Origin of the sequence: Acidithiobacillus sp. (genome assembly GCF_049965315.1) — a bacterium.
Classification (GTDB): domain Bacteria; phylum Pseudomonadota; class Gammaproteobacteria; order Acidithiobacillales; family Acidithiobacillaceae; genus Acidithiobacillus_B.
In genome coordinates, this window is the sequence record NZ_JBMFWL010000013.1 from 17,227 (window position 1) to 40,816 (window position 23,590).

Below are 23,590 nucleotides of genomic sequence, written 5' to 3' on the forward strand. Positions count from 1 at the left end.
CGGCGCCATTTTGCCGTCGCCCACAGGCGTAGTCAAAAACGGCTCCGGCCGGTAAACTGTGCCATTCTTTCGTTCAGCGAACCGGATTCCTTGAAGCCTGCGTTTTCCCCAGGGCCCGCGCCACAGCCCGGAGCTCCCCTATCCTTTAACCGGGTCTTTGCCGCCGCCGAGGGCTGGCTGGCCGCCGAGTTGGCGCAGGCCTGGCGACGCCCCCTCCTGATCCTCACGCCCAGCGCCCGTGAGTTGGATGAATGGCGGCGCGAGTGGCACTTTTTTGCCCCGGGCCGTCCGGCGCCGCTGGTCTTCCCCGACCGGGAGATCCTGCCCTATGATCGTCTGGCGCCGCCTGCCGACGCCACCGCGCAAAGACTGGCCACCCTTGCCGCCCTGCCCCAACTGGGCCAGGGGGTATGCATTGCCCCCCTGGCGGCGGCCCTTCAGCGCCTGCCCCCGCGGGCCTTCCTGGACCGCCATGCCTTTGTCCTGGCCACCGGCGATATCCTGGAGCCGGAATCCTTCCGGCAGCGCCTCGTGGATGCGGGTTACCACACCGTCAGTGAGGTCTCCGAGCCCGGTGAACTGGCCTGGCGGGGGGGGATCATCGACCTGTTCCCCACCGGCAGTCCCCTCCCCTATCGGATCGAACTCTTCGACGCCGCCGTGGAAACCATCCGCCAGTTCGACCCGGAAACCCAGCTCACCCTGCAGCGGGTGGAACGCGTCGCCCTCCTGCCGGCCCGGGAGGTCCCCGTCGACGCCGCCGCCATCCAGGATTTCCGTGGCCGCTTTCGGGCGCGCTTTGCCGGCGACCCGCAACGGGCGGAAATCTATCGCGCCGCGAGTCGCGGACAAGTCCCCGCCGGGGCCGAAAATTATCTGCCGCTGTTCTTCGCCGAGACCAGCACCCTTCTCGACCACCTCCCTCCCGATACCATCCTCCTTCTGCCCCACGGCTTGACGGCCGCGGCCCAGGCCCTGCGCCAGGACTGGGAAGAACGCCACGAGGAACGCGCCTACGATCTGGCGCATCCCATCCTGCGCCCGGATGAACTGCTCCTGAGTCCTCAGGAGTGGGAAGACGCCCTGGCCAGCTTTGCCCTGGTGCATCTCCATAGCAACGGCTCCGGCCGTGACCTGCCTGCCGCCGCGCCGCCGGACTTGCGCGCCGGGCGGGAAGAACCCCTGGCGTCCCTGGATACCTTCCTGCGCCATTTGCCTGCCCAGGCACGAGCCCTGCTGGCAGCGGAATCACCCGGCCGCCAGGAGGCCCTGGCCGAGCGGCTGGGCCATGGGGGCTTGCTGCCGGAGCGGGTGGACTCCTGGCAAAGCTTCCTCCAGGGCGAGCAACGGCTCGCCATCACCGTCGCCCCGCTGGAACGGGGGCTGCTGCTCAAGGAGGGGAGCAACGTCAGTCTGGCCCTGATTTCCGAGGCCCAGATCTTCGGCGACCGGGTCTTTCAGCAACGGCGCAGCGAGACGACGCGGCACCGCAGCATCGAATCCCTGGTGCGCGACCTGGGCGATCTCCATGCCGGCGATTACGTCACCCACGAAGAATATGGCATCGGCCGCTTTCAGGGCATGGCCACCCCCTTCGCCGGCCAGGGGGATGTCAACGAATACGTGGTGCTGGAATACGCCGGCGGCGATCTCGTCTATGTTCCCGCCGACCATCTCGACCGCATCGGCCGCTATGTGGGCAACGGCGCCAGCGACCCGGCCCTTTCCAAACTCGGCAGCCACCAATGGGACAAGGCCAAGGCCAAGGCCCGGCAAAAGGCCGTTGACGCCGCTGCGGAACTGCTGGACATCTACGCCCGTCGCGCCGCCCGTCAGGGGCGCCGCTTCCCTCCTCCCGACGATGCCTACTGGGACTTCGTCTCCCGTTTCCCCTTCGAGGAAACCCTCGACCAGCAGGCCGCCATCGACGCCGTCATCGCCGACATGACCTCCCCCCATCCCATGGACCGGCTGGTCTGCGGGGATGTGGGTTTCGGCAAGACCGAAGTGGCCCTGCGCGCGGCCTTCATCGCTGTCCATGGCGGCGCCCAGGTCGCCTTGCTGGTGCCCACCACGCTCCTCGCCCAGCAGCATTACGAGACCTTCCTGGATCGCTTCGCCGGATTGCCCCTGCGCATCGAGGTCCTGTCGCGCTTCCAGAACGGCCGTGAGCAAAAGGCCATCCTCGCCGCCGCGGCGAGCGGGGCCGTGCATATCCTCATTGGTACTCACCGCATCCTGCAGAAGGATGTCCGCTTCCACGATCTGGGCCTGCTGATCCTGGATGAAGAGCATCGCTTCGGCGTTCGCCAGAAGGAACAGATCAAGGCCCTGCGGGCCGAGGTGGACATCCTCACCCTCACCGCCACGCCCATTCCCCGCACCCTGAACCTCTCCATGGCCGGCCTGCGGGATATGTCCATCATCAGCACCCCGCCCCAGCGCCGCCAGCCCGTCCGCACCTTTGTCCAGACCTGGGACGACGCAGTCGTGGTGGAGGCCTGTCAGCGCGAACTGCTCCGGGGAGGTCAGGTCTACTTTCTTCACAACGAGGTACAGAGCATCGAGCGCCTCGCCGCCACCCTGCGCCGGCTCCTGCCCGAAGCCCGTCTGCGCGTCGCCCATGGACAAATGCCCGGAAGCGAGCTGGAAGCGGTGATGCTGGATTTTTATCACCAGCGCTTTGACATCCTGCTCTGCACCACCATCATCGAATCGGGCATCGACAATCCCCACGCCAACACCATCCTCATCGACCGCGCCGACAAGTTCGGCCTCGCCCAACTCCACCAGTTGCGCGGCCGGGTGGGCCGTTCGCACCAGCGCGCCTACGCCTACCTCTTCACCCCTGAACCACGCGCCATGACCAGCGATGCGCAGCGCCGCCTGGAGGCCATCCAGTCGCTGGAAGACCTGGGGGTCGGCTTTGCCCTGGCCAGCCACGACCTGGAGATCCGCGGTGCGGGCGAACTGCTGGGAGACCAGCAAAGCGGCCATATTGACGAAGTGGGTTTCACACTCTACATGGAGCTGCTGAACGATGCCGTGGCGGCCATCCGTGCCGGGCGCGACCCGCACAGCCTCAGTGAAAGGCGCGCCATCGGCCCGGAGATCCACCTCAACACCCCGACCCTCATACCCGCCGATTACCTCCCCGACATCCATCTGCGCCTGCAGTTTTACAAGCGGATCTCCGACACCGCCAGCGATGACGCCATCAGCGAGATCATGGTCGAAATGGTGGATCGCTTCGGTCCCTTGCCGGCGGCAGCGCGCACCCTGCTCTGCCAGTCCCGCCTCCGCCTGGCCGCCCAGCATCTGGGGGTGGAAAAGATCGACGCCGGCCCCGCTGGTGCGCGCTTGCAGTTCGGTGCCCAAACGCGCGTCTCTCCGGAAAAGATCATCACCCTGATCCAGCAACGCAGCCAGGAATACCGGCTCGAAGGCGAATCGCGCCTGCGCCTGCGCCGCGACCTGCCCGATGGCGAGGCCCGCTGCCAAACCCTCATTCACCTCTTGGACGAACTGGGAGTACCGTCATGACCACCACCCGCATCGCCATCCTCAGTCCTACGGAGCAGGGGCCCATGCCCTTGCCGGCAAGCGCCGGCCAACTGGTCACGCAATTGGAGTCCCACCAGGCCATCTGGGGGTGGTGGCTGCAAACCTGGGCGCTTCCCTTGCCCGAGGGCGAGATCATGCCCTTTCTCCAGGAGCTTTCCCGTCAGGCCGCCACCCAAAACCGCCAGGTCACCTGGGCCAGCAGCGCCCAGCCCGTGGCCCGGCGCCTGGTCCTGCAGGGGCAAAACGCCCCCGAAGCCCTGCGCCGGGCCTTGGCCGCCCTCCACCTGCAGGGCCTGATGCCCGGACGGGTGGAGGCGGCGCAGGGCGCGTTGCTCATCCTGACCCTGCACGGCCCCGAAAACCGCCTCTCCTTGCACAATCATCAACTTCAGGAGGCCCTGGAGGGTCTGGCCGTGGACGCCGCCCTCACTCCGATCTGGCCTGCGGGGCATTTTCGCCTCCTCCTCGCGGACATGGACTCCACCCTCATCGCCATCGAATGCATTGACGAACTGGCCGACCATCTCGGCCTCAAGCGCCAGGTGGCCGCCATCACCGAGCGCTCCATGGAAGGCGAGCTGGATTTCCGGACTTCCCTGCAGGAACGGGTGCGCCTGCTGGCCGGCACCCCCGTCAGCGCCCTGGACGACGTCATCGCCCACCGCCTGCAACTCAACCCCGGCGCTCGCGAGTTGGTGCAGGGCCTTCATCACCACGGGATTGAAGTGGGGGTGGTATCGGGCGGATTCACCCATTTTACCCGCCATCTCCAGGACCTTCTGGGCCTGGACTACGCCTTCGGCAACACCTTGGAGATCAGCGGCGGCCAGCTTACCGGCAATGTCCTGGGAGAAATCATCGACGCGCCCGCCAAGGCGCAGATCCTGCAAGCCCTGGCCCAAGGCCTCGACACCGATCCCAGCCACTGCATCGCCATGGGCGACGGCGCCAACGACCTTGCCATGATCCATCTCGCCGGCGCCGGCATCGCCTACCACGCCAAGCCGGTGGTCCGTTCCCAGGCGGACTTCCAGATCCGCCATGGCGGCCTGGATGCCGTTCTGGCCATCCTCAGCCTGACACCGGCCTGAGAGGTAGCAGTCGCCGGACGGACGGATCCCGTGAGCAGATATTTAGACTTGATTTATATTTTTAGTTGGTCTAATATCCTCTTCAGCCCGTCGGGATATCCATCAAACCGTCGGCCGGGCCCGAGCCCGGGACTGGCAAGCAGTCGCAGCTCAATCCGTCACTACTGCGCAAGGAGTCTTTATGGAACACAGCAATCGGGAAGGCCAACGCGTTCCCCAAGTCACCTTCAAAACCCGGGAAGGCAGCCAATGGAAGGATGTCAGTACCGACGACCTTTTCCAAGGCAAGACGGTAGTCGTCTTTGCCCTCCCCGGCGCCTATACCCCCACCTGTTCCTCCAGCCACGTCCCTCGGTACAATGAGCTGGGGCCGGTGTTCCAGGCCAATGGCGTAGATCAGGTCCTCTGCATTTCCGTCAACGATGCCTTCGTCATGGACGCTTGGGCCAAGGATCAAAATGCCGAGAATGTGCGCTTCATTTCCGACGGCAACGGCGATTTCGCCGCCGGCATGGGGATGCTCGTGGACAAGTCCGACATCGGCTTCGGCAAGCGCTCCTGGCGCTACTCCATGCTGGTGAAGGACGGCGTCATCGAAAAGATGTTCATCGAGCCCGACAAGCCCGGCGACCCCTTCGAGGTCTCCGACGCCGACACCATGCTCCACTATATCAATCCCCAGGCGAAGGAGCCCGAGTTCGTCACCATCTTCACCCGCGAGGGCTGCCCCCACTGCATCCGCGCCAAGGCCATGCTCAAGGAGCGGGGCATCGCCTTCGAGGAGATCAAGACGGGCCAGGGGACGGGGGTTTCCTCCCGCACCCTGCGCGCCACCACCGGGCGCTCCACGGTGCCGCAGGTGTTCATCGGCGGCAAGCACATCGGTGGGGCGGACGATCTCGCCCGTTATTTCGGCTTGGCCTAAGGCCCCGGCATCCGCCTAGCAGCGCTCACCGAATCCCCGGAAAACCGGGGGTCCGGTGGCCTTTTCCGAGGAGAAAAGCATGTCCAGACATTACGACCTCATCGCCATCGGCGGCGGCAGCGGCGGCATCGCCACTGCCAACCGGGCTGCCCGTTACGGGGCCAAGTGCGCCGTCATCGAGGCGGGCCCCCTGGGCGGCACCTGCGTCAATGTCGGTTGCGTACCCAAAAAGATCTTCTGGAACGCCGCCGCCATTCAGCACAGCGGGGAAATGGCCCCGGAATACGGCTTCAGCCCCCTCCATGGCGCATTCCAGTGGCCAGCGCTGAAAGCCGTCCGCGACGCCTATATCCAGCGTCTCAACGAGCGCTACGGCATAGGGCTCATGGATAACGGAGTCGAACTCCTCCACGGTCACGGACAATTTGTCGACGCCCGGCACATCACCGTCCATGGCGAGACCTACAGCGCCGATCATATCGTCATCGCCACCGGCAGCCGCCCCATCGTGCCCGCCGTTCCCGGTGCGGAATTGGGCATCACCTCCGACGGATTTTTTGCCTTGGAGCAGCAACCGAAATGCGTAGCCGTAGTGGGAGCCGGCTATATTGCCGTGGAACTCGCCGGGGTGCTCAAAGGCCTGGGCAGCGAAGTCTCCCTGCTCATGCGCCGCAGCCATTTTCTCGACAGCTTCGACCCCATGCTCCGCGAAGCGCTCATGGACGCCATGCTCCGCTCGGGCGTCAACATGCTCACCCGCCGCCAGGTCACCGCAGCCCGGAAAGATGCCCAGGGCCTGACCCTGGTCTTTAGCGACGGCGAGGCCCTCAGCGGCCTGGACAGCATCATCTGGGCCATCGGCCGCGAACCCAACAGCGGCGGGCTGGATTTGGCCAAAGCGGGCGTGCTTACGGATGGCGCCGCATACATCCCCACCGACGCTTACCAGAACACCAATGTCCCGGGTATCTATGCCATCGGCGACGTCACCCCGCGGCCGGCCCTCACCCCTGTTGCCATCGCCGCCGGCCGCCGCCTGGCCGACCGCCTCTTCGGCGGGATGAACGACCGCCACCTCGACTATGGCCTGATCCCCACCGTGGTATTCAGCCACCCCCCCATCGGCACCATCGGTCTGACCGAGGACCAGGCCCGGGAGCGCCATGGTGACGATGGCGTCAAGATCTACCGCACCCAGTTCACGCCCATGCTCCACGCCTTTTCCGCCGACCCGGGAAAAACCGCCATGAAACTGGTCACCGTGGGGCGGGAGGAAAAAATTGTCGGACTGCACGTCATTGGCGAGGGCGCCGACGAAATGCTCCAGGGCTTCGCCGTCGCCCTGCGCATGGGGGCCACCAAGCAGGACTTCGACGACACCATCGCCATCCACCCCACCAGCGCCGAAGAACTGGTGACCATGCGCTGAGGGCGGCGCCGCAAGCAACCCGGAGCGGCCATGGGCCGCTCCTCCTATTTTGGGCGTAGACAGCGGGATCGTTGTTTTACGTTGACACGGCCGTTGGCAACCCCCTACCCCTGATCTGCGGCCGCCCGTCCCTGCTCGGCCAGAAAGGCCACGCCCTCCAGCACCTGGAAAAGGTCGCGCGCATAGTAGTCCGGGGCGGTATCGTTGTAGCTCTTCGCCCCCTGGTTGGAATCCACAAAAATGGTCTTCATGCCGGCCCGCTGCGCGCCGTAAATATCCCGATACATGTCATTGCCCACATAAATGGCCTCATGGGGCCGGACGTCCAGCTTCTCCAGTGCCCATTCGAAGAGCCGGGGATCGGGTTTACGAAAACCATAGTCCCCGGAAATCACCCGCACGGAAAAATACTTTTTGATTTTCATGGTCTTCATTTCGGGCAACGCGAAACAGGGCTGCGCATCGGAAATGATCCCCAAGCGGTAGGTTTGCTGCAATTCCCTGAGGGTCCTTTTTACCCCGTCATAACGCTGCAATCTGGTACGGGAAATGGCGCGGTACAGTTGCGCAAGGGCCTGCGCCAGCTCGGCCCGGTGCTTGGCCGGCTTGCTGTTTTCCTGCGCCAGCAGCACCGCCCAGATCGCGGCCACATCTATCTCCGGATATTTCTCCGGTGAATCTCGTTTCATCTCCTTCATGATCGCATAATAGCGATCACGCAGTTCGCCACGATTCAGCGTAACGCCATGAAAGGTCAGGTAATGGGCAATGGCGCGATAGATCTCCTCCATATCCTCATTGGTTTCGATATTGATCAGCGTACCATAGAGATCGAAATAGACTGCTTCTATAGCCATGATGCTACCTCCGCAGGGTTTTATGGGCCTCATGCACCAGCGCCTGGCTATAGTGCCAATCCAGCCAGGAATTGCGCGCAATCCGGAGCAGGGTCAACCCCATATAAAAAGGGATGCGCTGAGTGATGGCGGCAAAGGCCGCGTGACGATCCGGGAAATGACAGGCGTATTCCCAGAGAAAATGACCGATAAAGGGCTCCGCCAGATCCTTCCGGTGGGTGTGCCGCAGAAAAAAATGCTGCAATTCTCCGGCGACCATGCCCAGATCATAAGCCCGATCGGCAGGATGCATGCGCTCCAGGTCGATGGCGGTGACCGCCAGCCCGGCGCCGAACAGGAAATTCGACGGCGTGGCATCGCCATGCACCATCACTGCACAGTCGGACCACATCGCCCCCTCCTGCCGCCAGCCCTCATAATCATGATGAAAGGTCCGGGCCTGCGCCGCGCTGATGCGGCTGCGACGCAGCAAGCGGGCGATGATCTTGGCAAAATAAGCCTCATGCCCGGCAAAGTTCACCCGTTCCCGCCGCGCCGTCAAATTGTGCATTTTCGCCAAAAAATAGGCCAGCGCCGTGAGCTTGGCGAAGAGCATGTCCGGCTGATGGTCACGGATGCTCTGTTCGATCACCGCGGAAAGGGAGCGGCCCGGAGAAAAAGTCTCCACCAGGATATTGTTGATGCCCTGATTGCAGCCCAATGCCCTGGGTACCGCATGAGGGCTGCCGGTAAAACCGATGGACCGGATATATTCGAGATGATGAAACTCGTTTTCGGCACGCGGCCACAATAGCGCCGGATCCTTCCCCTGTTGGCTGTAAAATTTGCCAATCACCCGCTGATGCGTTTTCGCCTCCTCATAGAGATAGACCTCGTTGGAGGCGGGGAACTGGAATACGCGAAATTCGGCATGGCCATGGATATGGGTGATTTGCGGAAAAATGGAGCCCTGCAGGTAGGCATGCAAGGGATCACTGGTGCTGAGCCGTCCCAGGTACCTCATCACCCGGACCGCCCATCAAGCGCATGGGGATCAGGGACGGTGGACGGAGACCGCCGCGCCGTCAGGATTGGTGCCGGCCGTGGAAGGCCTTGATGGCCTCCGGTCCCACGGAGGTGGCGCAGTTGCAGACGGGGCAATCGGCCACCAGGGGCACCGTGGCCTCCAGCACATGGCGCACCCGCCCCATGCCGTCATGCATGACCGCCTCGATGGCCTCCAGGGTGATGGGCGCCGCCGACTTGCCCGCGGCGGGATTCACCACCAGGGCCAGGGGGGCGTAGCACAAGCCGATTTCCCGCGCCAGCACCGCCTCGGGGGCGCCGGTCATCCCCACGATGTCTCCCCCGTCGCCCTCGATGCGGCGGATCTCCGCGGCGGTCTCCAGGCGCGGCCCCTGGGTAGCGGCATAGGTGCCGCCATCCACGGCCAGCTCACCCGCCGCCGCCACCCCCGCCAGAAGACGGCCGCGGAGATGGGCGCAGTAGGGTTCGGAAAAGTCGATATGGACCACCATGCTTTCGCCGCCCTCGAAATAGGTGCCGGGACGGCCATGGGTGTAATCGATGAGTTGGTCGGGAATGCACAGGGCCCCCGTCGCCATCCGCGGAGTAATCCCCCCCACCGCCGCCACGGCGATCACATGGGTTACCCCCACATGGTGCAGCGCCCAGATATTGGCCCGATAATTGACCCGGTGGGGGGGGATGGTATGGCCGTACCCATGGCGGGCGATAAAAACCACGTCCTGCCCCCCCATCCGCCCGAAAGTCAGGGGCCCGGACGCTTCGCCAAAGGGCGTCCGCACCACGCGCCGGTCCAGCACCTGCAGATTTTTCAGCCGGGTCAGGCCGCTACCGCCGATAATGCCGACACTACCCATCAGACGTCCTCCGGCAGCGCAAATATCCCCGGGGCGTTACGGCCCAGGCCACGGGCATCCAGGCCGTAGCCGAAAACGAAACGATCCGGCACATCCAGGGCCACATAATCCACCTGCACATCGACACTGCGTGGCCGCTGCTTGCGCACCATGACCGCGGTATGCACCGCCGCCGCGCCCTCGTGCCGGCAATATTCCTGCAGGGCCTTGAGGGTCACCCCTTCATCGAGGATGTCATCCAGCAAAAGCACCACCGCCCCCTGCATGTTCTCCCGGGGATGCAGGCGCCATTGCAGCGCCCCTCCGGCGATCTCCGCGCCGTAGCGGCTGACCTGCACCGAGTCCAGCAGGAGGGGGAAATGCAGGTGCGGCAAAATCTGCCCCGTCACCACCATCGCCCCATTGAGCACGGACAGGACCAGTACCGGACGATGGGGAGTCAGGGGTTCCAGATCCCTGTTTATGGCAACGGCCATCCCCTGGATGGCCGCCTCCACTTCCTCCACGCCAAACAACCGCTCAGCGGGCCCCAGATGGGTGGGAGTCATGACTTAGTAGGTAAAGGTGACCACGTCGTCGTCCATGGCCTGCTCGATGACATAAGCGCCGCCGACCACGTCTTCGATCTCGGGAATGAGGTCTTCCTTGGTGCAATTCCACAACTCCAGGGTCGGGGTACACACAAAGAACTTCACTCCGGCCTCGTGGGCGTCCTTGATGAAGTCATAGACGCTCTTGGGACTGCCGGGCATCACGAACATCTTCTCGGCCACACCCTTCTTGGCCAGCTCGCCGGCACGGGCCGTCAGCACGACCTCCACCTCGAAATCCATGGCAGCCGCCACGGTGGCCTGGAAAAACGGTGCACCCAGTTCCTGGGGGTTGGAGGGATCCGTGTTCACCATGACCATCAACAATTTATCCGCCATACCATTCTCCTTGAAAATTCGGTCTTACCAGTTCGGGGCTGTCATCATAGTGGGCTCTCGTCCCGCCCGCACCATGAAATGATTGATTGATCCATAAAAAGCATCACAGAGTCAGAGATCCTCTTCGGCGATCTCGGCCGCGCGCCGGGCCCGGGTCGCCCGCAGGAAGATCTCGCGCTCCTCGGCGAGGGCGCGCTTGGCCACCTGGATGGCCTCCAGGAGGTCGTCGCGCTTGGATTCCATCAACTCGCCGCCGGCGTCCATCAGGCGCGCGGTTTTTTCCTGGATTTCATCCAGCAGCACCCCCATGCGCTCCTCCGCCGCCATTTCCAGATCCTTGAGCCGGTCGCGCCCCTTGTCCATGGCGCGGCGCAACTCCTGCCGCGTTTCCGCGCCGCTGGCGGGCGCCAGCAAAAGGGCCCCTACCGCGCCCACCAACACCCCAACGAGAAAACCTTCCGCGCTTTTCATTGATTTCTCCTGACTGTATACCGATAGGAACGCCTAACGGCGGCGCAAAAAATAACGAAGCCCCGTGCCGATGGCGCGATACCAGGTGCGCAGTTCCTGCACGGGCCTGAGCACGGCATCGGAGGCGTCCAGCACGGCATCGCTCAGGTATTTGAGGGTATAATCCACTCGCTGCATCTGTACCCGGCCGCTTTGGGTCATGCGCCTAATGTCCGCCAGGGCCACCTTGATATCGAAAATCAGCGGCCCCACGTCCTGCTCGGCCCGCGCCAGGAGCCGCTCCAGCCGCAGGGAGGTGCGCACCAGCACCGCGGCAGTTACCGCCACGATAAGCAACAAAAGGATCATTACGATCGCAATGATGGTCAAGGCCGCCGTCACACTCATCATCCATCTCCAGGACTGCTTGCGTAAGTATAGGCACAGTCTATGGACTACGTAAAATCGGCCATCGGCTCATGACCCGAAGGCCTGCAGGAGGATGGCCAGCCACAGGCCCGTCAGTAGGAGAACGGCGCCATTAGCCCACAAACGCTGCCGGGGCGTCAGCACGGGCGGCGGGTAGCGCCGGCGGTACGCGCGCCAGGCGAGCCACAGCAGGAACAGCCACAGCGCGGCCAGCACCCAGCCCCCCAGCACATCGCTCAACCAGTGGACGCCCAGGCCGAGGCGGCTCCAGGAAATGCCCAGAATCAGCGCTCCCAGGCACAGGAAGACAGCGCTGCGCAGCCAGCGGCTGGCTAGCTGCCGCTGCAGGAGAAGGGCGATCAAGCCATATACCAGCAGGGCAAGGCTGCTGTGGCCGCTGGGAAAGGCCGGCGTGCCCAGGGCCAGGCCGAGGGGCGGACGGGGCCGGTCCACCGCGATTTTCATCACTTCGACCAGAAGGGCGAGGGTCGCCGCTCCGAGGCTCAACAGCAGCCCCTCGAAAAAGCGCCGTCCGGCAAAAAATCCCGCGCTCACCAGGGCCACCACCCAGGGCAGGATCGTCACCCCGCCGAAGCGGGAAAGGTTTTGCCAAAGCAGCCAGGCGGCAGGGCTCCATTGACCGCGCAAGGACTGCTCCAGGCGGACATCCAGCGTCCCCAGGGAGGCCAGATCCATGGCAATGATCCGCCCCAGCCAGAGCCAGAGCAGTCCTCCCAGGCCCAGACCCAAGGCCAGCAAGGCCAGGAATTCCAGTCGCTGCGGCCCCTTCATGACCCTAGCCGGCTCCCTGGAAATGGCGCCACAAGAGCATAAGCGCTATGGCGACGGCAGTCAGGCTGAGCACCAGAACGGCCGCCGCGCCGCTATCCTTGGCGCGGGCGATGAGGGGATGGAAATCGGGCTCCAGCAGATCGGCCAAGGCCTCTACGGCGCTATTGAGCAGCTCTACCGCGAGGATGAGGGCCATCAGGACCAGGACCAGCGCCCACCAGATCAAGGGTGGCTGCAACCAGGCCAGGAACAACAGTCCGAGCAGGACGGCCATGATCTCCGTGCGAAAACTCGCCTCATTCCGCAATGCGCTGCGCAGGCCGCGGGAGGCATAGAGGGCGCGCCGCCACAGGGGGGCGTTTTTCATGACCAGCCGCCCTGTTCCTTGAGGGAAACGGGGTCCCCATCGCCGACAATGAAGTGATCCAGCAAGCGCAGATCCAAAAGACCCAGGGCGGCCTCGATGCGCCTGGTCAGGGCGAGATCCGCGGCACTGGGCTCGGCGATGCCGGAGGGATGGTTATGGGCCAGGATCAGCGCCGCCGCATTGATCTCCAGGGCGCGGCGGACCACTTCGCGCGGATGCACGGCGGCGCTGTCGATGGTGCCCCAGAACATCTCCTCGAAACGCAACACACGATGGCGGTTGTCGAGGAAAATCACGGCAAAGACCTCGCGGCGCTGGTCGCGCAAGGCCGCCGCCAGGTAGCGCCGCACCACCGTCGGCGAATCCAGCGGCTCCCCACGCTTCCAGTCCTCGGCCAGATGCCGCCGCCCCAACTCCAGGACTGCCTGCAACTGGGCATATTTGGCGTCGCCCAGGCCCTTATGGGCGCAAAAATTTTTGTGTGCCGTGGTCAGCAGGCCGCGCACGCCGCCAAAGGCTTGCAGGAGTTCCCGCGCCAGATCAACCGCGCTTTTGCCGGGCAGGCCGACACGCAAAAAAATCGCCAGCAGCTCCGCATCGGAGAGGCTGGCCGCACCGGACTGCAGAAGCCTCTCCCGTGGCCGTTCGTCCCGCGGCCAATCCGTAATAGCCATACGCTCCCCCCTTCCCTTACACTAAGGATTATGATGGATAATGGCGTATTCAACACGACGGACCCCCTCGCTGGCAAACGGATTCTGCTTGGCGTGAGCGGGAGCGTCGCTGCCTACAAGAGCCCCGAACTCGTGCGCGCCCTGCGCGCTGCGGGCGCCGAGGTGCGGGTGGTGCTGAGCGCGGCCGCCGCGGCATTCGTCACCCCCCTCACTCTCCAGGCCGTCAGCGGCCAGCCGGTACGCACGGCACTCTTTGCCGCCGCGGAAGAGGCGGCCATGGATCACATCCGCCTGGCGCGCTGGGCCGATGCCTGCCTGCTGGCGCCCATCACCGCCCACGGCCTGGCCCGCCTGGCCCAGGGCCTGGCCGACGACCTCCTCGGCACCCTCGTCCTCGCCAGCCGTGCTCCGCTTTTCCTGGCCCCGGCCATGAACGTGCAGATGTGGGAGCACCCCGCCACCCGGCGCAACTGTGCCACGCTGCGCAGCGACGGGGCGCAATTTTTCGGGCCCGAGTCGGGCAGCCTGGCCTGCGGCGAAGAGGGGGAGGGGCGCATGCTGGACCCCGCGCGCATCGTCGCCGAGCTGCGCCTGGCCCTGGCGGAAAAAACCCTGCCGGGCCTGCCCGTCCTCATTACCGCCGGCCCCACCTGGGAGGCCTTGGACCCGGCCCGGGGCATCAGCAACCGCGCCAGCGGCAAGCAGGGTTTCGCCATTGCCCAGGCCTTGGCCGAAGCGGGGGCCCTGGTGACGCTGGTGGCCGGGCCCAGCCACGAGGCCACGCCAGCGGGCGTAATCCGCCAGGACGTCGTTTCCGCAGAGGAGATGCAGGCCGCCTGCCTGCAAGTGATGAAGAACGGCGTGGAGGTCCTGATCGCCAACGCCGCCGTGGCCGATCACCGCCCGGCGCAGCGCAGCCCGCAGAAAATGGACAAAGGCAGCTTGCCCAACCCCCTCCCCCTGACGGAAAACCCCGATATCGTCGCCGCCATGGCCCGGCACCCGCGCCGCCCCCGCTGGGTCATCGGCTTCGCCGCCCAAACCCATGACCATCTGGCCCAAGCCGCGGCCAAGGCCCGGGCCAAGGGGGTGGATATGATCATCGTCAACGACATCGGCGACGGCAGGATGGGCATGGGCGCCGCGGCCAATCATCTGCACCTGCTCTACGGCGGGCAGATGACGGATCTGGGCAGCGGCGACAAACTCACCCTCGCCCGCCGTCTGGTCCGTGCCCTCACCCCGTTGCTGCGGCATAGCCCCCCTTCCTTCAGCGAGACCAGCGAAAGCCCATGAAAAGCCTTGCCATCCGCATCCTCGACCCCCGCCTCGGCCGGGAATGGCCCCTCCCCCATTACGCCTCCGCAGGGGCCGCCGGCATGGACCTGCGCGCCTGCCTCGATGCGCCCCTCCCGCTCATGCCGGGGCAGGCGGAGCTGGTATCGGCGGGGTTTGCCATGCACATCGGCGACAGCGGCGTCACCGCGCTGCTCCTGCCGCGCTCGGGACTGGGCCATCGCGGTCTGGTGCTGGGCAACCTCGTGGGCTTGATCGACTCCGATTACCAAGGCCCCCTCAAGGTCTCCCTATGGAACCGCAGCGGCGAGAAGCTGCATATCGAACCAGGCGAGCGCATCGCCCAGCTCATTCTGGTGCCGGTATTGCGTCCCCACCTGGAGATCGTGGCGGACTTCACGCCGACGGCCCGCGGTGACGGCGGCTTTGGCAGCACGGGCAGCCGGTAACGACCCTCAGGCCTTGGGCAGGGTCACTCCGCTCTGCCCCTGATATTTCCCGCCACGATCGGCGTAGGAGACGGCACAGGGTTCGTCGGACTCCAGGAAGATGACCTGGGCCACGCCTTCATTGGCGTAGATCTTGGCGGGCAGCGTGGTGGTGTTGGAAAACTCCAGGGTGACATAGCCCTCCCACTCGGGCTCGAAGGGCGTCACGTTGACGATGATGCCGCAGCGGGCATAGGTGGATTTGCCCAGGCAGATGGTGAGGACATTGCGGGGAATGCGGAAGTATTCCACCGTGCGCGCCAGGGCGAAGGAGTTGGGGGGGATGATGCAGGTGTCGCCGGTAAAATCCACAAAGGAATCTTCGCTGAAGTTCTTGGGGTCCACGATGGCGCTGCGAACGTTGGTGAAGACCTTGAATTCGCCGGCGCAGCGGATGTCGTAACCATAGGACGAGAGTCCGTAGGAAATGACCGGGTGCCCCTCCACGGTACGGATCTGATGGGGGGAGAAGGGCTCGATCATGCCATGCTCCTCCGCCATGCGGCGGATCCAGTGATCGGATTTGATGCTCATAGCGGAGGAACCTCTGACGCTGGCGACCTAGCGGTTCTGGACGACGATGTTAGGGAACTTGTGGCTGTGGTCCACGGCCTGGAGGGCCACCCGGGCGGCAGTATGCCGGGCCAGCTCCAGATAGATCTTGGCCAGCTTGGAATCGGGCTGGGCCACCACCGTCGGCGCGCCGTTGTCGGCTTCGTCGCGGATGTGGCGATCCAGGGGCACCGCCCCGAGGAAATCCACCCCATACTGCTCGGCCATGGCCGCACCGCCCCCATGGCCGAAGATGTCGTCCTCGTTGCCACATTTGGGGCAGATGTAAAAACTCATGTTTTCGATGATGCCGAGGATGGGAACGCCCACCTTTTCGAACATCTTGAGACCCTTGCGGGCGTCCAGCAGGGCGATGTCCTGGGGCGTGGTGACAATGACCGCGCCGGAGACCGGCACCTTCTGCGCCAGGGTCAACTGGGTGTCGCCGGTGCCCGGGGGCAGGTCCACCACCAGATAATCCAGTTCGCCCCAGCGAGTGTCCCCCAGCAACTGCTCCAGGGCCTGCATCACCATGGGGCCGCGCCAGACCATGGGGGTTTCCTCATCAATGAGAAAGCCGATGGACATGGCCTTGATGCCATGGCCCTCCAAGGGCTCCATCTTCTTGCCGTCCTTGCTGGTGGGCTTGCCCGCAAGGCCGAGCATGCGCGGCTGGCTCGGCCCATAAATGTCGGCATCCAGCATGCCCACCGCCGCCCCTTCCCGGGCCAGCGCCAGGGCCAGATTCACCGCGGTGGTGGACTTGCCGACGCCGCCCTTGCCGGAGGCCACGGCAATGACATTCTTGATGCCTTCCATGAGCTTGACGCCGCGTTGCACCTGATGGGCGCGGATGCGGTGGCTCACCTTCACCTCGGCATGGAGATGCAGATCCGCCTGGAGATGGGCGGCCACCGCCGCAGCCAAACCGGGTGCCACGCCCAGAGAAGGATAGGGCAGTTCCAGGGCCACACTCGTCCCGGCACCGGTCATGCTGATGCCCTTCACCACCCCAGCGCTCACCAGGTCCTTGCCCAGATACGGGTCCTGAATGGAGCGCAGCGAGGTCTCTACCTGCTCCTGCGTGATGTCCGTCATGGTCTTTTCTGCATCCTCGCCGCCGGCGGCGGCCGCTTCAAACGACTGGTGATGGCGGCCATGGCCGCCCACTCCATCCAATTACTGCGCTGCTTCCGCGCTGATGATCACTTCATGGCGCTCCAGGGCACCAGGACCCCGGAAGGCCTCCGCGGGCATGGGGTTGCGGTGGGCGGCCTTGAAATCGTCACTCCCCACCCATTGGTTGAAGGCATCCTTGCTCTCCCAGTGGGTCAGGACGACATAATAACCCTCGGGATCCTCCGGGCGCAGGATCTCCATGCGCACAAAACCCGGTTGTTTCTCCGCCTGGCCGACGCGATTGCGGAAGCGCTCCTCGAACTGTTCACGAAACGCGGGAAGCACGGGTACACGATTGGCAACGACATAGTGCATGGATTTCTCCTGATCCGAGGTCATCGGGGTGATTGTATTTCAGCAAAGGCTTTTAATCCAAGAACGTCCTGCATGTCATAAAAACCCGCCGGCCGGCCATGGAGCCAGCGGGCGGCACGCAGGGCGCCGGCAGCGAAATTGAGGCGGCTGGCGGCACGGTGGGTCAGTTCCAGCCGTTCGCCGGCTCCGGCGAGCCAGACCGTATGTTCACCCACCACATCGGCGGCGCGCAGCGTGGCGAAACCGATGCTGCCCGCCACCCGCGGTCCCGGCACGCCGTTGCGGTCCAGGCAGGCCACATCACTCAAATCCACTCCGCGCCCTGCCGCCACCGCCTTGCCCAAGGCCAGCGCCGTTCCCGAAGGGGCGTCCAGCTTGTGGCGATGATGGGCCTCGACGATCTCGACGTCATAGTCCGGCCCCAGGGCCGCCGCGATCTGCGGCAGGAAGGCCAGGAGCACATTCACCCCCACACTCATGTTGGGCGCCGCCACCACCGGTATCCGCTGCGCCCAGCCCTGCACCGTCGCCATCTCCGCGGCGGTAAAGCCGGTGCTGCCAAGGACCAAGGGGATTCCCTGGCGGGCGCAGGCCGCGCCATGATCCAGGGCCGCAGCCACGGGACCAAACTCGATGAGCACATCCAGGTTCGGCAACGCCCCTGCCAGATCCTCGCTCATGGCCACTCCCAGGGCACCGGCACCCGCCCACTGCCCCGCATCCTGGCCCAGATAAGGGGCGCCGGGGCGGCCGATGGCCGCTGCCAGGGTCAAGTCCGCGCTGGCGGCAATGGCCTGTACCAGGCTGCGCCCCATCCTTCCGGCCACCGCCGTTACGCCGACGCGCAGTTGTCCCATGGCTAGAAACCCATCCGCTCGACGAAGTCCTTGACCTTGTCCCACCAGCGATGCTGCTGGGGATGCTGCTCGGCATTGCCGGCGTCCTGCTCAAACTCCTCCAGGAGCTCCTTCTGCCGCGCCGAAAGCTTTACCGGCACCTCGACGGCAATCCGGCAGTACAGGTCGCCGGCCACCTTGCTGCGCACCCCCTTGATGCCCTTGCCGCGGAGGCGGAAGACGTTGCCGGACTGGGTGCCTGGCGCGATCTGCACCTTCGCCCGTCCCGTCAGGGTGGGCACCTCCATCTCCCCTCCCAGGGCCACCTTGGCAAAGCTCACCGGCACTTCGCAGTGCAGGTCATCCCCTTCGCGCTCGAAGAGGGGGTGGGGCTTGACCCGTATTTGAATGTAGAGATCTCCGGCCGGCGCGCCCCGTTCACCCGCATCGCCTTCGCCGCTGAGGCGGATCCGATCGCCGGTGTCCACGCCGGCGGGGACCTTCACCACCAACTCGCGCATCTTGCGCACCCGCCCATGCCCCTGACAGGCCGAGCAGGGATTGGTCACGACCTTGCCGCTGCCACCACAGGTGGGACAGGTCCGCGTCACCGAAAAAAAGCCCTGCATCATCCGCACCTGGCCCCGGCCGCCGCAGGTCGCGCAGGTCTCCGAACTGCTCCCCGGCGCAGCGCCGCTGCCATGGCAGACCTCACAGAGCGCGGAACCGGGAATCTGGATGGTGACCTCCTTGCCCACGGCGGCCTCTTCCAGGGTCAGGTCCAGATCATAGCGCAGGTCCGTGCCGCGAGCCGCTTGCTGGCCGCCAAAACCCCGGCCAAAGGCCTGCTCGAAAAGATCGCCAAAGACATCGCCAAAGCCGCCAAAGCCGGAAAATCCGGCACCACCCCCGCCACCGCCCGCCCCTACGCCCGCATGACCAAACTGATCATAGGCCTGACGCTTTTCCGCATCGGACAGCACTTCGTAGGCCTCGCTGATCTCCTTGAACCGCTCCTCCGCCTCGGCATCCCCGTTATTGCGATCGGGATGGTAACGCATGGCCAGGCGCCGGTAGGATTTTTTGATCTCCTCATCGCCGGCCGTGCGGGTGATTTCCAGAATTTCGTAATAATCCCTTTTCGCCATCGTTATTCCATATACCCTTGATTCGGCAGTTGGCAGAGCTATTTTTTGCTCCGCCGGCCCTCGTCCGTGGTGCTACGGCTCAGGCCGAGGTCGCCGCAAAACAGCTCTGCCAACTATCGTTAGGACCAAACAAGCGAGGGGGCGGGATTCGCGATCCTGCCCCCTGGCATCGACCCGGAAAATTACTTCTTGTCGACTTCCTCGAACTCCGCTTCGACGACATCGTCCGCCTTGCCTTGCTGCCCCCCGGAGGGCTCCGTCTGGGCCTGGCTGGCGGCATGTTCCAGGAAACCCTGCATGGCCGCCATGAGCGCCGCCACGGCACCCTTGATGGCGGCGACATCCTCGCCCTTGGCGGCCTCCTCCACCCCGGCCATGGCCTCGCTGACCTTGGCCTTGTCGGCCTCGGCGGCGCTGCCGTGCTCCTCCAGGGCCTTGCGCGCGCCATGGACGCTGGCGTCGGCCTCGTTGCGCGCCTCGATGAGCTCACGGGCCTTTTTGTCATCGGCGGCGTGGGCCTCGGCCTCCTGAATCATGCGCTGGATCTCCGCTTCCGAGAGGCCGGAACTGGCGGTGATCTTGATGGACTGCTCCTTGCCGGTCTGGTTGTCCTTCGCCGAGACATGCAGGATGCCGTTGGCGTCAATGTCGAAGGTCACCTCGATCTGCGGCATGCCGCGGGGAGCGGGAGGGATATCCGCCAGATCGAAGCGGGCCAGGGACTTGTTGTCCCGGGCCAATTCGCGCTCCCCCTGGAGCACGTGGACCGTCACCGCCGACTGATTGTCCTCCGCCGTGGAGAAGATCTGCGACTTGCGGGTGGGAATGGTGGTGTTCTTCTCGATGAGCTTGGTCATCACGCCGCCCAGGGTCTCGATGCCCAGAGACAGGGGCGTAACGTCCATGAGCAATACGTCCTTCTTCACTCCCGAGAGCACCGCCCCCTGAATGGCCGCGCCGATGGCCACGGCCTCGTCGGGATTCACGTCCTTACGCGGCTCCTGGCCGAAGAAATCCTTGACCCGTTCCTGCACCTTGGGCATGCGGGTCTGGCCGCCCACCAGGATCACATCGGTGATCTGACTGGTGGAGAGATTGGCGTCCTTGATGGCCACCCGGCAGGGCGCCATGCTGCGATCGATCAGGTCCTCCACCAGGGACTCCAGCTTGGCCCGGGTCAGCTTCATGTTGAGGTGCTTGGGCCCCGACTGGTCGGCGGTGATGAAGGGCAGGTTGACATCGGTCTGCTGCGCGGAGGACAGCTCGATCTTGGCCTTTTCCGCGGCTTCCTTGAGGCGCTGCATGGCCAGTCGGTCGGAACGCAGGTCGATGCCGGCGTCTTTCTTGAATTCATCGGCCAAATAGTTGATGACCCGGCTGTCGAAGTCGCCACCACCCAGGAAGGTGTCACCGTTGGTGGACAGCACCTCGAACTGGTGCTCCCCCTCCATTTCGGCGATTTCGATGATGGAGATGTCGAAGGTGCCGCCCCCCAGGTCATAGACGGAGATCTTGCTGTCGCCGGGCTTTTTGTCTTCGCCAAAGGCCAGGGCGGCGGCCGTGGGCTCGTTGATGATGCGCTTCACATCCAGGCCCGCGATGCGTCCGGCATCCTTGGTGGCCTGACGCTGGGCGTCGTTGAAATAGGCCGGCACGGTAATGACCGCTTCCGTCACGGTCTCGCCCAGATAGTCCTCGGCGGTCTTCTTCATTTTCTGCAGGATGTACGCAGAGATCTGCTGCGGAGAGTAGCGCTTGCCGCGCACCTCCACCCAGGCATCGCCGTTGTCGGCCTTGACGATGGAATAAGGCACGTGCTTGAGATCCTTTTGCACTTCGGCGTCGTCATATTTACGGCCGATCAGGCGCTTGACCTCATAAACCGTGTTTTCCGGATTGGTCACCGCCTGGCGCTTGGCCGCCTCGCCCACCAGCACTTCGCCCTCTTCGGTAAAGGCGACGATGGACGGCGTCGTGCGCTTGCCTTCGCTATTCTCCACCACCTTGACCTTGTCGCCTTCCATTACCGCAACGCAGGAATTCGTGGTGCCCAAATCGATACCGATTACCTTGCCCATATCATTGCTCCTATGCGTATCCTAAAGAGTCGATGCCTGTATTCAATCGCCGGCCATGCCTTCGGCAGCCTTCATTCGGGGGATTTGGCCGCCTTGGAGACCGACACCATGGACGGTCGCAGCAGGCGATCATTCATCAAATAGCCCTTTTGATGCACCGCCAATATCCGATTGGCCTCGCCCTGCCCCTCCACCATGGCGATGGCCTGATGCAGGTGCGGGTCGAAACGTCCCTCGCCCACTTCAATGGGGGCGATGCCGGCCTTTGCCAAGGCCTGCAGCAGGAGTTTCAGCGTGTTTTCCACGCCCTGCCGCAATTGCGCTACCGCGTCCATCCCTTCGACGGGACTTTCCAGGGCCATTTCCAGGCTATCGACGACGGGGAGAAGCTCGCGGGCAAAACGATCCACGGCATATTTGTGGGCGTCTTCAATCTGCTTTTCATAGCGCTTGCGTTGATTGTCCGCATCCGCCACGGCCCGCAAATAGGCCTCCCAGTTCTGCTGGGCCTTCTCTTCCCAGGATACCACCGCCTCCGGGACGGGTTCGGAACTCTCTGCGCCTGGTTTCTCTTCTTCGTTCATAAGATTTCATCCACCTCGCCGTTTCAAGTCTTTGCAGATATGGGGAAGCCCATCGCGCTTTTCAAGCTGCTCAGGAAGGCAGCGACAGGGCGTGGCCGAGCAGCCGGGCGGTGTTGTCCACCAGCGGGATGATATCCTGATAGGGCATGCGCATGGGGCCGATCACCCCGAGGACGCCGGCCACCTCGCCATCCAGGACGTAGGGCGCCGTCACCAGGCTGCAGCCGGCCAACGGCGCAAAGCCCGATTCGTTCCCCACAAAGATACGCACGCCGCTGCCAAGCATGCTGGCATCGAGCAGATTCACCAGGTCGCGTTTGCGATGCACGGCCTCCAGCAGCTCGCGCAGGCGCTCGCCCCCCGCCAGATCGGGCAGATCCAGAAGCTGGAACTCCCCCTCGATGAGCATGCGTTGCTGATCCATCTCCAGCATGTCCTCCCCCAGTTCCATGGCACTGCGCAAAATGAGGTCCATTTCGTGGCGCGACTGGCGCAATTCCCGGTGCAGGCTCTGGGTGACTTCGTGGAGGGGTTTGCCCGTGAAGGTGGCATTGAAAAAATTCGCGGCCTGCACCAGTTCTCCGGCACCCATGGGGCGATCGGTGTGGATCAGACGGTTCTCCACCTCGCCCTTGTCGGTGACGAGAATGGCGAGGATCTGGCGTTCGCGCACGGCGATGAAATCGACATGGCGCAGGATCCGCATGGCCCGCCGGGGGACGCGGACAAAGCCGGCCATGTGGGTCAGCTCGGAAAGCACGACGGTAGCCGCGTGGAGCACCTGATCCGCATCCGGCGCGTGGGCGCCGATGCGGCGCAGGAGGAGTTGGCTGGATGCAGGGGAAAGCGGCACCAGATGGAGCAGGGCATCAATGAAAAAACGATATCCCAGGTCAGTGGGAACCCGTCCGGCCGAGGTGTGCGGGGCGCAGAGATAGCCCTCGTCTTCCAGATCCGCCATCACGTTGCGCACCGTCGCGGCACTCACGTTCAGGCCGGCATCGCGCGCCAACTGGCGGCTCCCTACCGGCTGGCCGTCGGCGATATAGCTTTCCACCAAGGCCTTCAGTAGGTGACGCGCGCGTGCGTCCATGGCTGTGGACATTTTCAAAAGATCTCCCGCATTGGCTTTGCCCGCCTGCCTCTAGCACTCCTTAATGGAGAGTGCTAGTAATTTAGCAAAAAACGCGCGGCACGCAAAGCGGCTGATGACAGGACGGGGAGAAAAAGCCAGGGGCGTGGCGCCCGCGGACAGGCGAACCGTCAGAGGTCAGGCAGGATCGGCCCGACCCTGCAAGCCCGGGAAGCCTTACTTGATTTTGTCTTCCCGATACATCACATGCTTGCGCACCTTGGGGTCGAATTTTTTCATTTCCAGCTTTTCGGGCTTGGTCTTCTTGTTTTTGGTGGTCGTGTAGAAGTGACCGGTGCCGGCCGTCGACACGAGCTTGATCTTGTCACGCATGGCAGTCTCCTCAGACCTTCTCGCCGGCGGCACGCAGATCCGCGAGGACCACGTCGATGCCTTTCTTGTCAATGGTGCGAATCGCCTTGGTGCTCACCCGCAAACGCACCCAGCGGTTTTCGCTTTCCACCCAGAAGCGGTGGTACTGCAGGTTGGGCAGGAAACGGCGGCGCGTCTTGTTGTTGGCATGGGAGACATTGTTCCCGGCCATGGGCTTCTTGCCCGTTACGCAACATACTCTGGACATGGGATGATCCCC

General features: G+C 64.2%; 26 protein-coding genes. 6 read left to right on the plus strand and 20 right to left on the minus strand.

The genetic code is table 11. From position 1 onward, the window contains the following. Positions 1 to 90: 90 nt before the first annotated feature. The 4 genes from mfd (at position 91) to gorA (ending at position 7,009) form a co-directional block, all read left to right on the plus strand. Positions 91 to 3,543, plus strand: coding sequence for a transcription-repair coupling factor (mfd, locus tag ACP5MM_RS05050; protein WP_427931267.1), 3,453 nt, complete (start codon positions 91 to 93; stop codon positions 3,541 to 3,543). Further along, positions 3,540 to 4,655, plus strand: coding sequence for a phosphoserine phosphatase SerB (gene serB / locus ACP5MM_RS05055; protein WP_427934208.1), 1,116 nt, complete (start codon positions 3,540 to 3,542; stop codon positions 4,653 to 4,655). The genes mfd and serB overlap by 4 nt, the downstream gene beginning before the upstream one ends. A gap of 181 nt (positions 4,656 to 4,836) precedes the next feature. Further along, positions 4,837 to 5,580 carry a glutathione peroxidase gene (locus ACP5MM_RS05060; RefSeq protein ID WP_427931264.1) on the plus strand — a complete coding sequence of 248 codons (744 nt, stop codon included), beginning with the start codon at positions 4,837 to 4,839 and terminating at the stop codon, positions 5,578 to 5,580. Between the two features lie 79 nt (positions 5,581 to 5,659). Continuing rightward, complete coding sequence (gene gorA / locus ACP5MM_RS05065) at positions 5,660 to 7,009, plus strand: glutathione-disulfide reductase (protein ID WP_427931262.1); 1,350 nt, start codon at positions 5,660 to 5,662, stop codon at positions 7,007 to 7,009. A gap of 104 nt (positions 7,010 to 7,113) precedes the next feature. On the opposite strand, the gene ACP5MM_RS05070 is transcribed toward gorA, so the two are convergent. The 10 genes from ACP5MM_RS05070 to radC form a co-directional block, all read right to left on the minus strand. Further along, positions 7,114 to 7,866, minus strand: coding sequence for an HAD family hydrolase (locus ACP5MM_RS05070; protein ID WP_427934209.1), 753 nt, complete (start codon positions 7,864 to 7,866; stop codon positions 7,114 to 7,116). Between the two features lie 4 nt (positions 7,867 to 7,870). Further along, positions 7,871 to 8,869, minus strand: a complete 999-nt coding sequence (locus ACP5MM_RS05075) for a phosphotransferase (protein WP_427934210.1) — start codon at positions 8,867 to 8,869, stop codon at positions 7,871 to 7,873. A gap of 61 nt (positions 8,870 to 8,930) precedes the next feature. Beyond that, positions 8,931 to 9,749, minus strand: a complete 819-nt coding sequence (locus ACP5MM_RS05080) for an S-methyl-5'-thioinosine phosphorylase (RefSeq protein ID WP_427931256.1) — start codon at positions 9,747 to 9,749, stop codon at positions 8,931 to 8,933. After that, positions 9,749 to 10,297, minus strand: coding sequence for a hypoxanthine-guanine phosphoribosyltransferase (locus ACP5MM_RS05085; protein WP_427931254.1), 549 nt, complete (start codon positions 10,295 to 10,297; stop codon positions 9,749 to 9,751). The genes ACP5MM_RS05080 and ACP5MM_RS05085 overlap by 1 nt, the downstream gene beginning before the upstream one ends. Before the next feature lie 3 nt (positions 10,298 to 10,300). After that, positions 10,301 to 10,678, minus strand: coding sequence for a DsrE/DsrF/DrsH-like family protein (locus tag ACP5MM_RS05090; protein ID WP_123104279.1), 378 nt, complete (start codon positions 10,676 to 10,678; stop codon positions 10,301 to 10,303). A gap of 111 nt (positions 10,679 to 10,789) precedes the next feature. After that, the gene (locus tag ACP5MM_RS05095) at positions 10,790 to 11,149 is read right to left on the minus strand and encodes a YtxH domain-containing protein (RefSeq protein WP_427931253.1); all 360 of its coding nucleotides are present in this window, start codon (positions 11,147 to 11,149) and stop codon (positions 10,790 to 10,792) included. A 33-nt stretch (positions 11,150 to 11,182) separates the two neighbouring features. Continuing rightward, a complete protein-coding gene (locus ACP5MM_RS05100) occupies positions 11,183 to 11,539 on the minus strand; it encodes a hypothetical protein (RefSeq protein ID WP_427934211.1) in 357 nt (118 codons plus the stop codon). 66 nt (positions 11,540 to 11,605) lie between these two features. Continuing rightward, positions 11,606 to 12,349: a phosphatase PAP2 family protein gene (locus tag ACP5MM_RS05105; protein WP_427931249.1), complete on the minus strand. Its 744-nt coding sequence runs from the start codon at positions 12,347 to 12,349 to the stop codon at positions 11,606 to 11,608. 4 nt (positions 12,350 to 12,353) lie between these two features. After that, positions 12,354 to 12,716, minus strand: a complete 363-nt coding sequence (locus ACP5MM_RS05110; RefSeq protein ID WP_427931247.1) for a diacylglycerol kinase — start codon at positions 12,714 to 12,716, stop codon at positions 12,354 to 12,356. Beyond that, complete coding sequence (radC, locus tag ACP5MM_RS05115) at positions 12,713 to 13,390, minus strand: RadC family protein (protein WP_427934212.1); 678 nt, start codon at positions 13,388 to 13,390, stop codon at positions 12,713 to 12,715. The genes ACP5MM_RS05110 and radC overlap by 4 nt, the downstream gene beginning before the upstream one ends. A gap of 30 nt (positions 13,391 to 13,420) precedes the next feature. Between radC and coaBC the strand changes: the two genes are divergently transcribed. Continuing rightward, positions 13,421 to 14,686, plus strand: coding sequence for a bifunctional phosphopantothenoylcysteine decarboxylase/phosphopantothenate--cysteine ligase CoaBC (gene coaBC, locus ACP5MM_RS05120; RefSeq protein ID WP_427934213.1), 1,266 nt, complete (start codon positions 13,421 to 13,423; stop codon positions 14,684 to 14,686). Continuing rightward, positions 14,683 to 15,135, plus strand: coding sequence for a dUTP diphosphatase (gene dut / locus ACP5MM_RS05125; protein ID WP_427931242.1), 453 nt, complete (start codon positions 14,683 to 14,685; stop codon positions 15,133 to 15,135). The genes coaBC and dut overlap by 4 nt, the downstream gene beginning before the upstream one ends. Positions 15,136 to 15,141: 6 nt before the next feature. On the opposite strand, the gene dcd is transcribed toward dut, so the two are convergent. The 10 genes from dcd to rpmB form a co-directional block, all read right to left on the minus strand. Beyond that, on the minus strand, positions 15,142 to 15,708 hold the full coding sequence (gene dcd, locus ACP5MM_RS05130; protein ID WP_427931240.1) for a dCTP deaminase: 567 nt from the start codon (positions 15,706 to 15,708) through the stop codon (positions 15,142 to 15,144). 27 nt (positions 15,709 to 15,735) lie between these two features. Then, on the minus strand, positions 15,736 to 16,824 hold the full coding sequence (apbC, locus tag ACP5MM_RS05135; protein ID WP_427931238.1) for an iron-sulfur cluster carrier protein ApbC: 1,089 nt from the start codon (positions 16,822 to 16,824) through the stop codon (positions 15,736 to 15,738). A gap of 81 nt (positions 16,825 to 16,905) precedes the next feature. Next, positions 16,906 to 17,220: an antibiotic biosynthesis monooxygenase family protein gene (locus ACP5MM_RS05140; RefSeq protein ID WP_427931236.1), complete on the minus strand. Its 315-nt coding sequence runs from the start codon at positions 17,218 to 17,220 to the stop codon at positions 16,906 to 16,908. 20 nt (positions 17,221 to 17,240) lie between these two features. Next, entirely contained in the window at positions 17,241 to 18,077 is an 837-nt protein-coding gene (dapB, locus tag ACP5MM_RS05145) for a 4-hydroxy-tetrahydrodipicolinate reductase (protein WP_427931234.1), read from the minus strand. 2 nt (positions 18,078 to 18,079) lie between these two features. After that, positions 18,080 to 19,204, minus strand: a complete 1,125-nt coding sequence (gene dnaJ / locus ACP5MM_RS05150) for a molecular chaperone DnaJ (RefSeq protein WP_427931232.1) — start codon at positions 19,202 to 19,204, stop codon at positions 18,080 to 18,082. Between the two features lie 182 nt (positions 19,205 to 19,386). Then, positions 19,387 to 21,282: a molecular chaperone DnaK gene (dnaK, locus tag ACP5MM_RS05155; RefSeq protein WP_427931230.1), complete on the minus strand. Its 1,896-nt coding sequence runs from the start codon at positions 21,280 to 21,282 to the stop codon at positions 19,387 to 19,389. 71 nt (positions 21,283 to 21,353) lie between these two features. Next, entirely contained in the window at positions 21,354 to 21,866 is a 513-nt protein-coding gene (grpE, locus tag ACP5MM_RS05160) for a nucleotide exchange factor GrpE (RefSeq protein ID WP_427931228.1), read from the minus strand. Between the two features lie 70 nt (positions 21,867 to 21,936). After that, positions 21,937 to 22,971 (minus strand): heat-inducible transcriptional repressor HrcA, encoded by a 1,035-nt coding sequence (hrcA, locus tag ACP5MM_RS05165; protein ID WP_427934215.1) that lies wholly within the window; start codon positions 22,969 to 22,971, stop codon positions 21,937 to 21,939. A gap of 204 nt (positions 22,972 to 23,175) precedes the next feature. Further along, the gene (gene rpmG, locus ACP5MM_RS05170) at positions 23,176 to 23,331 is read right to left on the minus strand and encodes a 50S ribosomal protein L33 (protein ID WP_123104307.1); all 156 of its coding nucleotides are present in this window, start codon (positions 23,329 to 23,331) and stop codon (positions 23,176 to 23,178) included. 10 nt (positions 23,332 to 23,341) lie between these two features. Continuing rightward, positions 23,342 to 23,578: a 50S ribosomal protein L28 gene (rpmB, locus tag ACP5MM_RS05175; protein ID WP_123104309.1), complete on the minus strand. Its 237-nt coding sequence runs from the start codon at positions 23,576 to 23,578 to the stop codon at positions 23,342 to 23,344. Between the last annotated feature and the right edge of the window lie 12 nt (positions 23,579 to 23,590).

What these genes read in the sequence shown, in the direction of transcription:
- serB (WP_427934208.1), top strand. Translation starts at nt 3,540, where the DNA reads ATGACCACCACCCGCATCGCCATCCTCAGTCCTACGGAGCAGGGGCCC.
- ACP5MM_RS05060 (WP_427931264.1), top strand. Translation starts at nt 4,837, where the DNA reads ATGGAACACAGCAATCGGGAAGGCCAACGCGTTCCCCAAGTCACCTTC.
- gorA (WP_427931262.1), top strand. Translation starts at nt 5,660, where the DNA reads ATGTCCAGACATTACGACCTCATCGCCATCGGCGGCGGCAGCGGCGGC.
- ACP5MM_RS05070 (WP_427934209.1), bottom strand. Translation starts at nt 7,866, where the DNA reads ATGGCTATAGAAGCAGTCTATTTCGATCTCTATGGTACGCTGATCAAT.
- ACP5MM_RS05075 (WP_427934210.1), bottom strand. Translation starts at nt 8,869, where the DNA reads ATGAGGTACCTGGGACGGCTCAGCACCAGTGATCCCTTGCATGCCTAC.
- ACP5MM_RS05080 (WP_427931256.1), bottom strand. Translation starts at nt 9,749, where the DNA reads ATGGGTAGTGTCGGCATTATCGGCGGTAGCGGCCTGACCCGGCTGAAA.
- ACP5MM_RS05085 (WP_427931254.1), bottom strand. Translation starts at nt 10,297, where the DNA reads ATGACTCCCACCCATCTGGGGCCCGCTGAGCGGTTGTTTGGCGTGGAG.
- ACP5MM_RS05090 (WP_123104279.1), bottom strand. Translation starts at nt 10,678, where the DNA reads ATGGCGGATAAATTGTTGATGGTCATGGTGAACACGGATCCCTCCAAC.
- ACP5MM_RS05095 (WP_427931253.1), bottom strand. Translation starts at nt 11,149, where the DNA reads ATGAAAAGCGCGGAAGGTTTTCTCGTTGGGGTGTTGGTGGGCGCGGTA.
- ACP5MM_RS05100 (WP_427934211.1), bottom strand. Translation starts at nt 11,539, where the DNA reads ATGATGAGTGTGACGGCGGCCTTGACCATCATTGCGATCGTAATGATC.
- ACP5MM_RS05105 (WP_427931249.1), bottom strand. Translation starts at nt 12,349, where the DNA reads ATGAAGGGGCCGCAGCGACTGGAATTCCTGGCCTTGCTGGCCTTGGGT.
- ACP5MM_RS05110 (WP_427931247.1), bottom strand. Translation starts at nt 12,716, where the DNA reads ATGAAAAACGCCCCCCTGTGGCGGCGCGCCCTCTATGCCTCCCGCGGC.
- radC (WP_427934212.1), bottom strand. Translation starts at nt 13,390, where the DNA reads ATGGCTATTACGGATTGGCCGCGGGACGAACGGCCACGGGAGAGGCTT.
- coaBC (WP_427934213.1), top strand. Translation starts at nt 13,421, where the DNA reads ATGATGGATAATGGCGTATTCAACACGACGGACCCCCTCGCTGGCAAA.
- dut (WP_427931242.1), top strand. Translation starts at nt 14,683, where the DNA reads ATGAAAAGCCTTGCCATCCGCATCCTCGACCCCCGCCTCGGCCGGGAA.
- dcd (WP_427931240.1), bottom strand. Translation starts at nt 15,708, where the DNA reads ATGAGCATCAAATCCGATCACTGGATCCGCCGCATGGCGGAGGAGCAT.
- apbC (WP_427931238.1), bottom strand. Translation starts at nt 16,824, where the DNA reads ATGACGGACATCACGCAGGAGCAGGTAGAGACCTCGCTGCGCTCCATT.
- ACP5MM_RS05140 (WP_427931236.1), bottom strand. Translation starts at nt 17,220, where the DNA reads ATGCACTATGTCGTTGCCAATCGTGTACCCGTGCTTCCCGCGTTTCGT.
- dapB (WP_427931234.1), bottom strand. Translation starts at nt 18,077, where the DNA reads ATGGGACAACTGCGCGTCGGCGTAACGGCGGTGGCCGGAAGGATGGGG.
- dnaJ (WP_427931232.1), bottom strand. Translation starts at nt 19,204, where the DNA reads ATGGCGAAAAGGGATTATTACGAAATTCTGGAAATCACCCGCACGGCC.
- dnaK (WP_427931230.1), bottom strand. Translation starts at nt 21,282, where the DNA reads ATGGGCAAGGTAATCGGTATCGATTTGGGCACCACGAATTCCTGCGTT.
- grpE (WP_427931228.1), bottom strand. Translation starts at nt 21,866, where the DNA reads ATGAACGAAGAAGAGAAACCAGGCGCAGAGAGTTCCGAACCCGTCCCG.
- hrcA (WP_427934215.1), bottom strand. Translation starts at nt 22,971, where the DNA reads ATGTCCACAGCCATGGACGCACGCGCGCGTCACCTACTGAAGGCCTTG.
- rpmG (WP_123104307.1), bottom strand. Translation starts at nt 23,331, where the DNA reads ATGCGTGACAAGATCAAGCTCGTGTCGACGGCCGGCACCGGTCACTTC.
- rpmB (WP_123104309.1), bottom strand. Translation starts at nt 23,578, where the DNA reads ATGTCCAGAGTATGTTGCGTAACGGGCAAGAAGCCCATGGCCGGGAAC.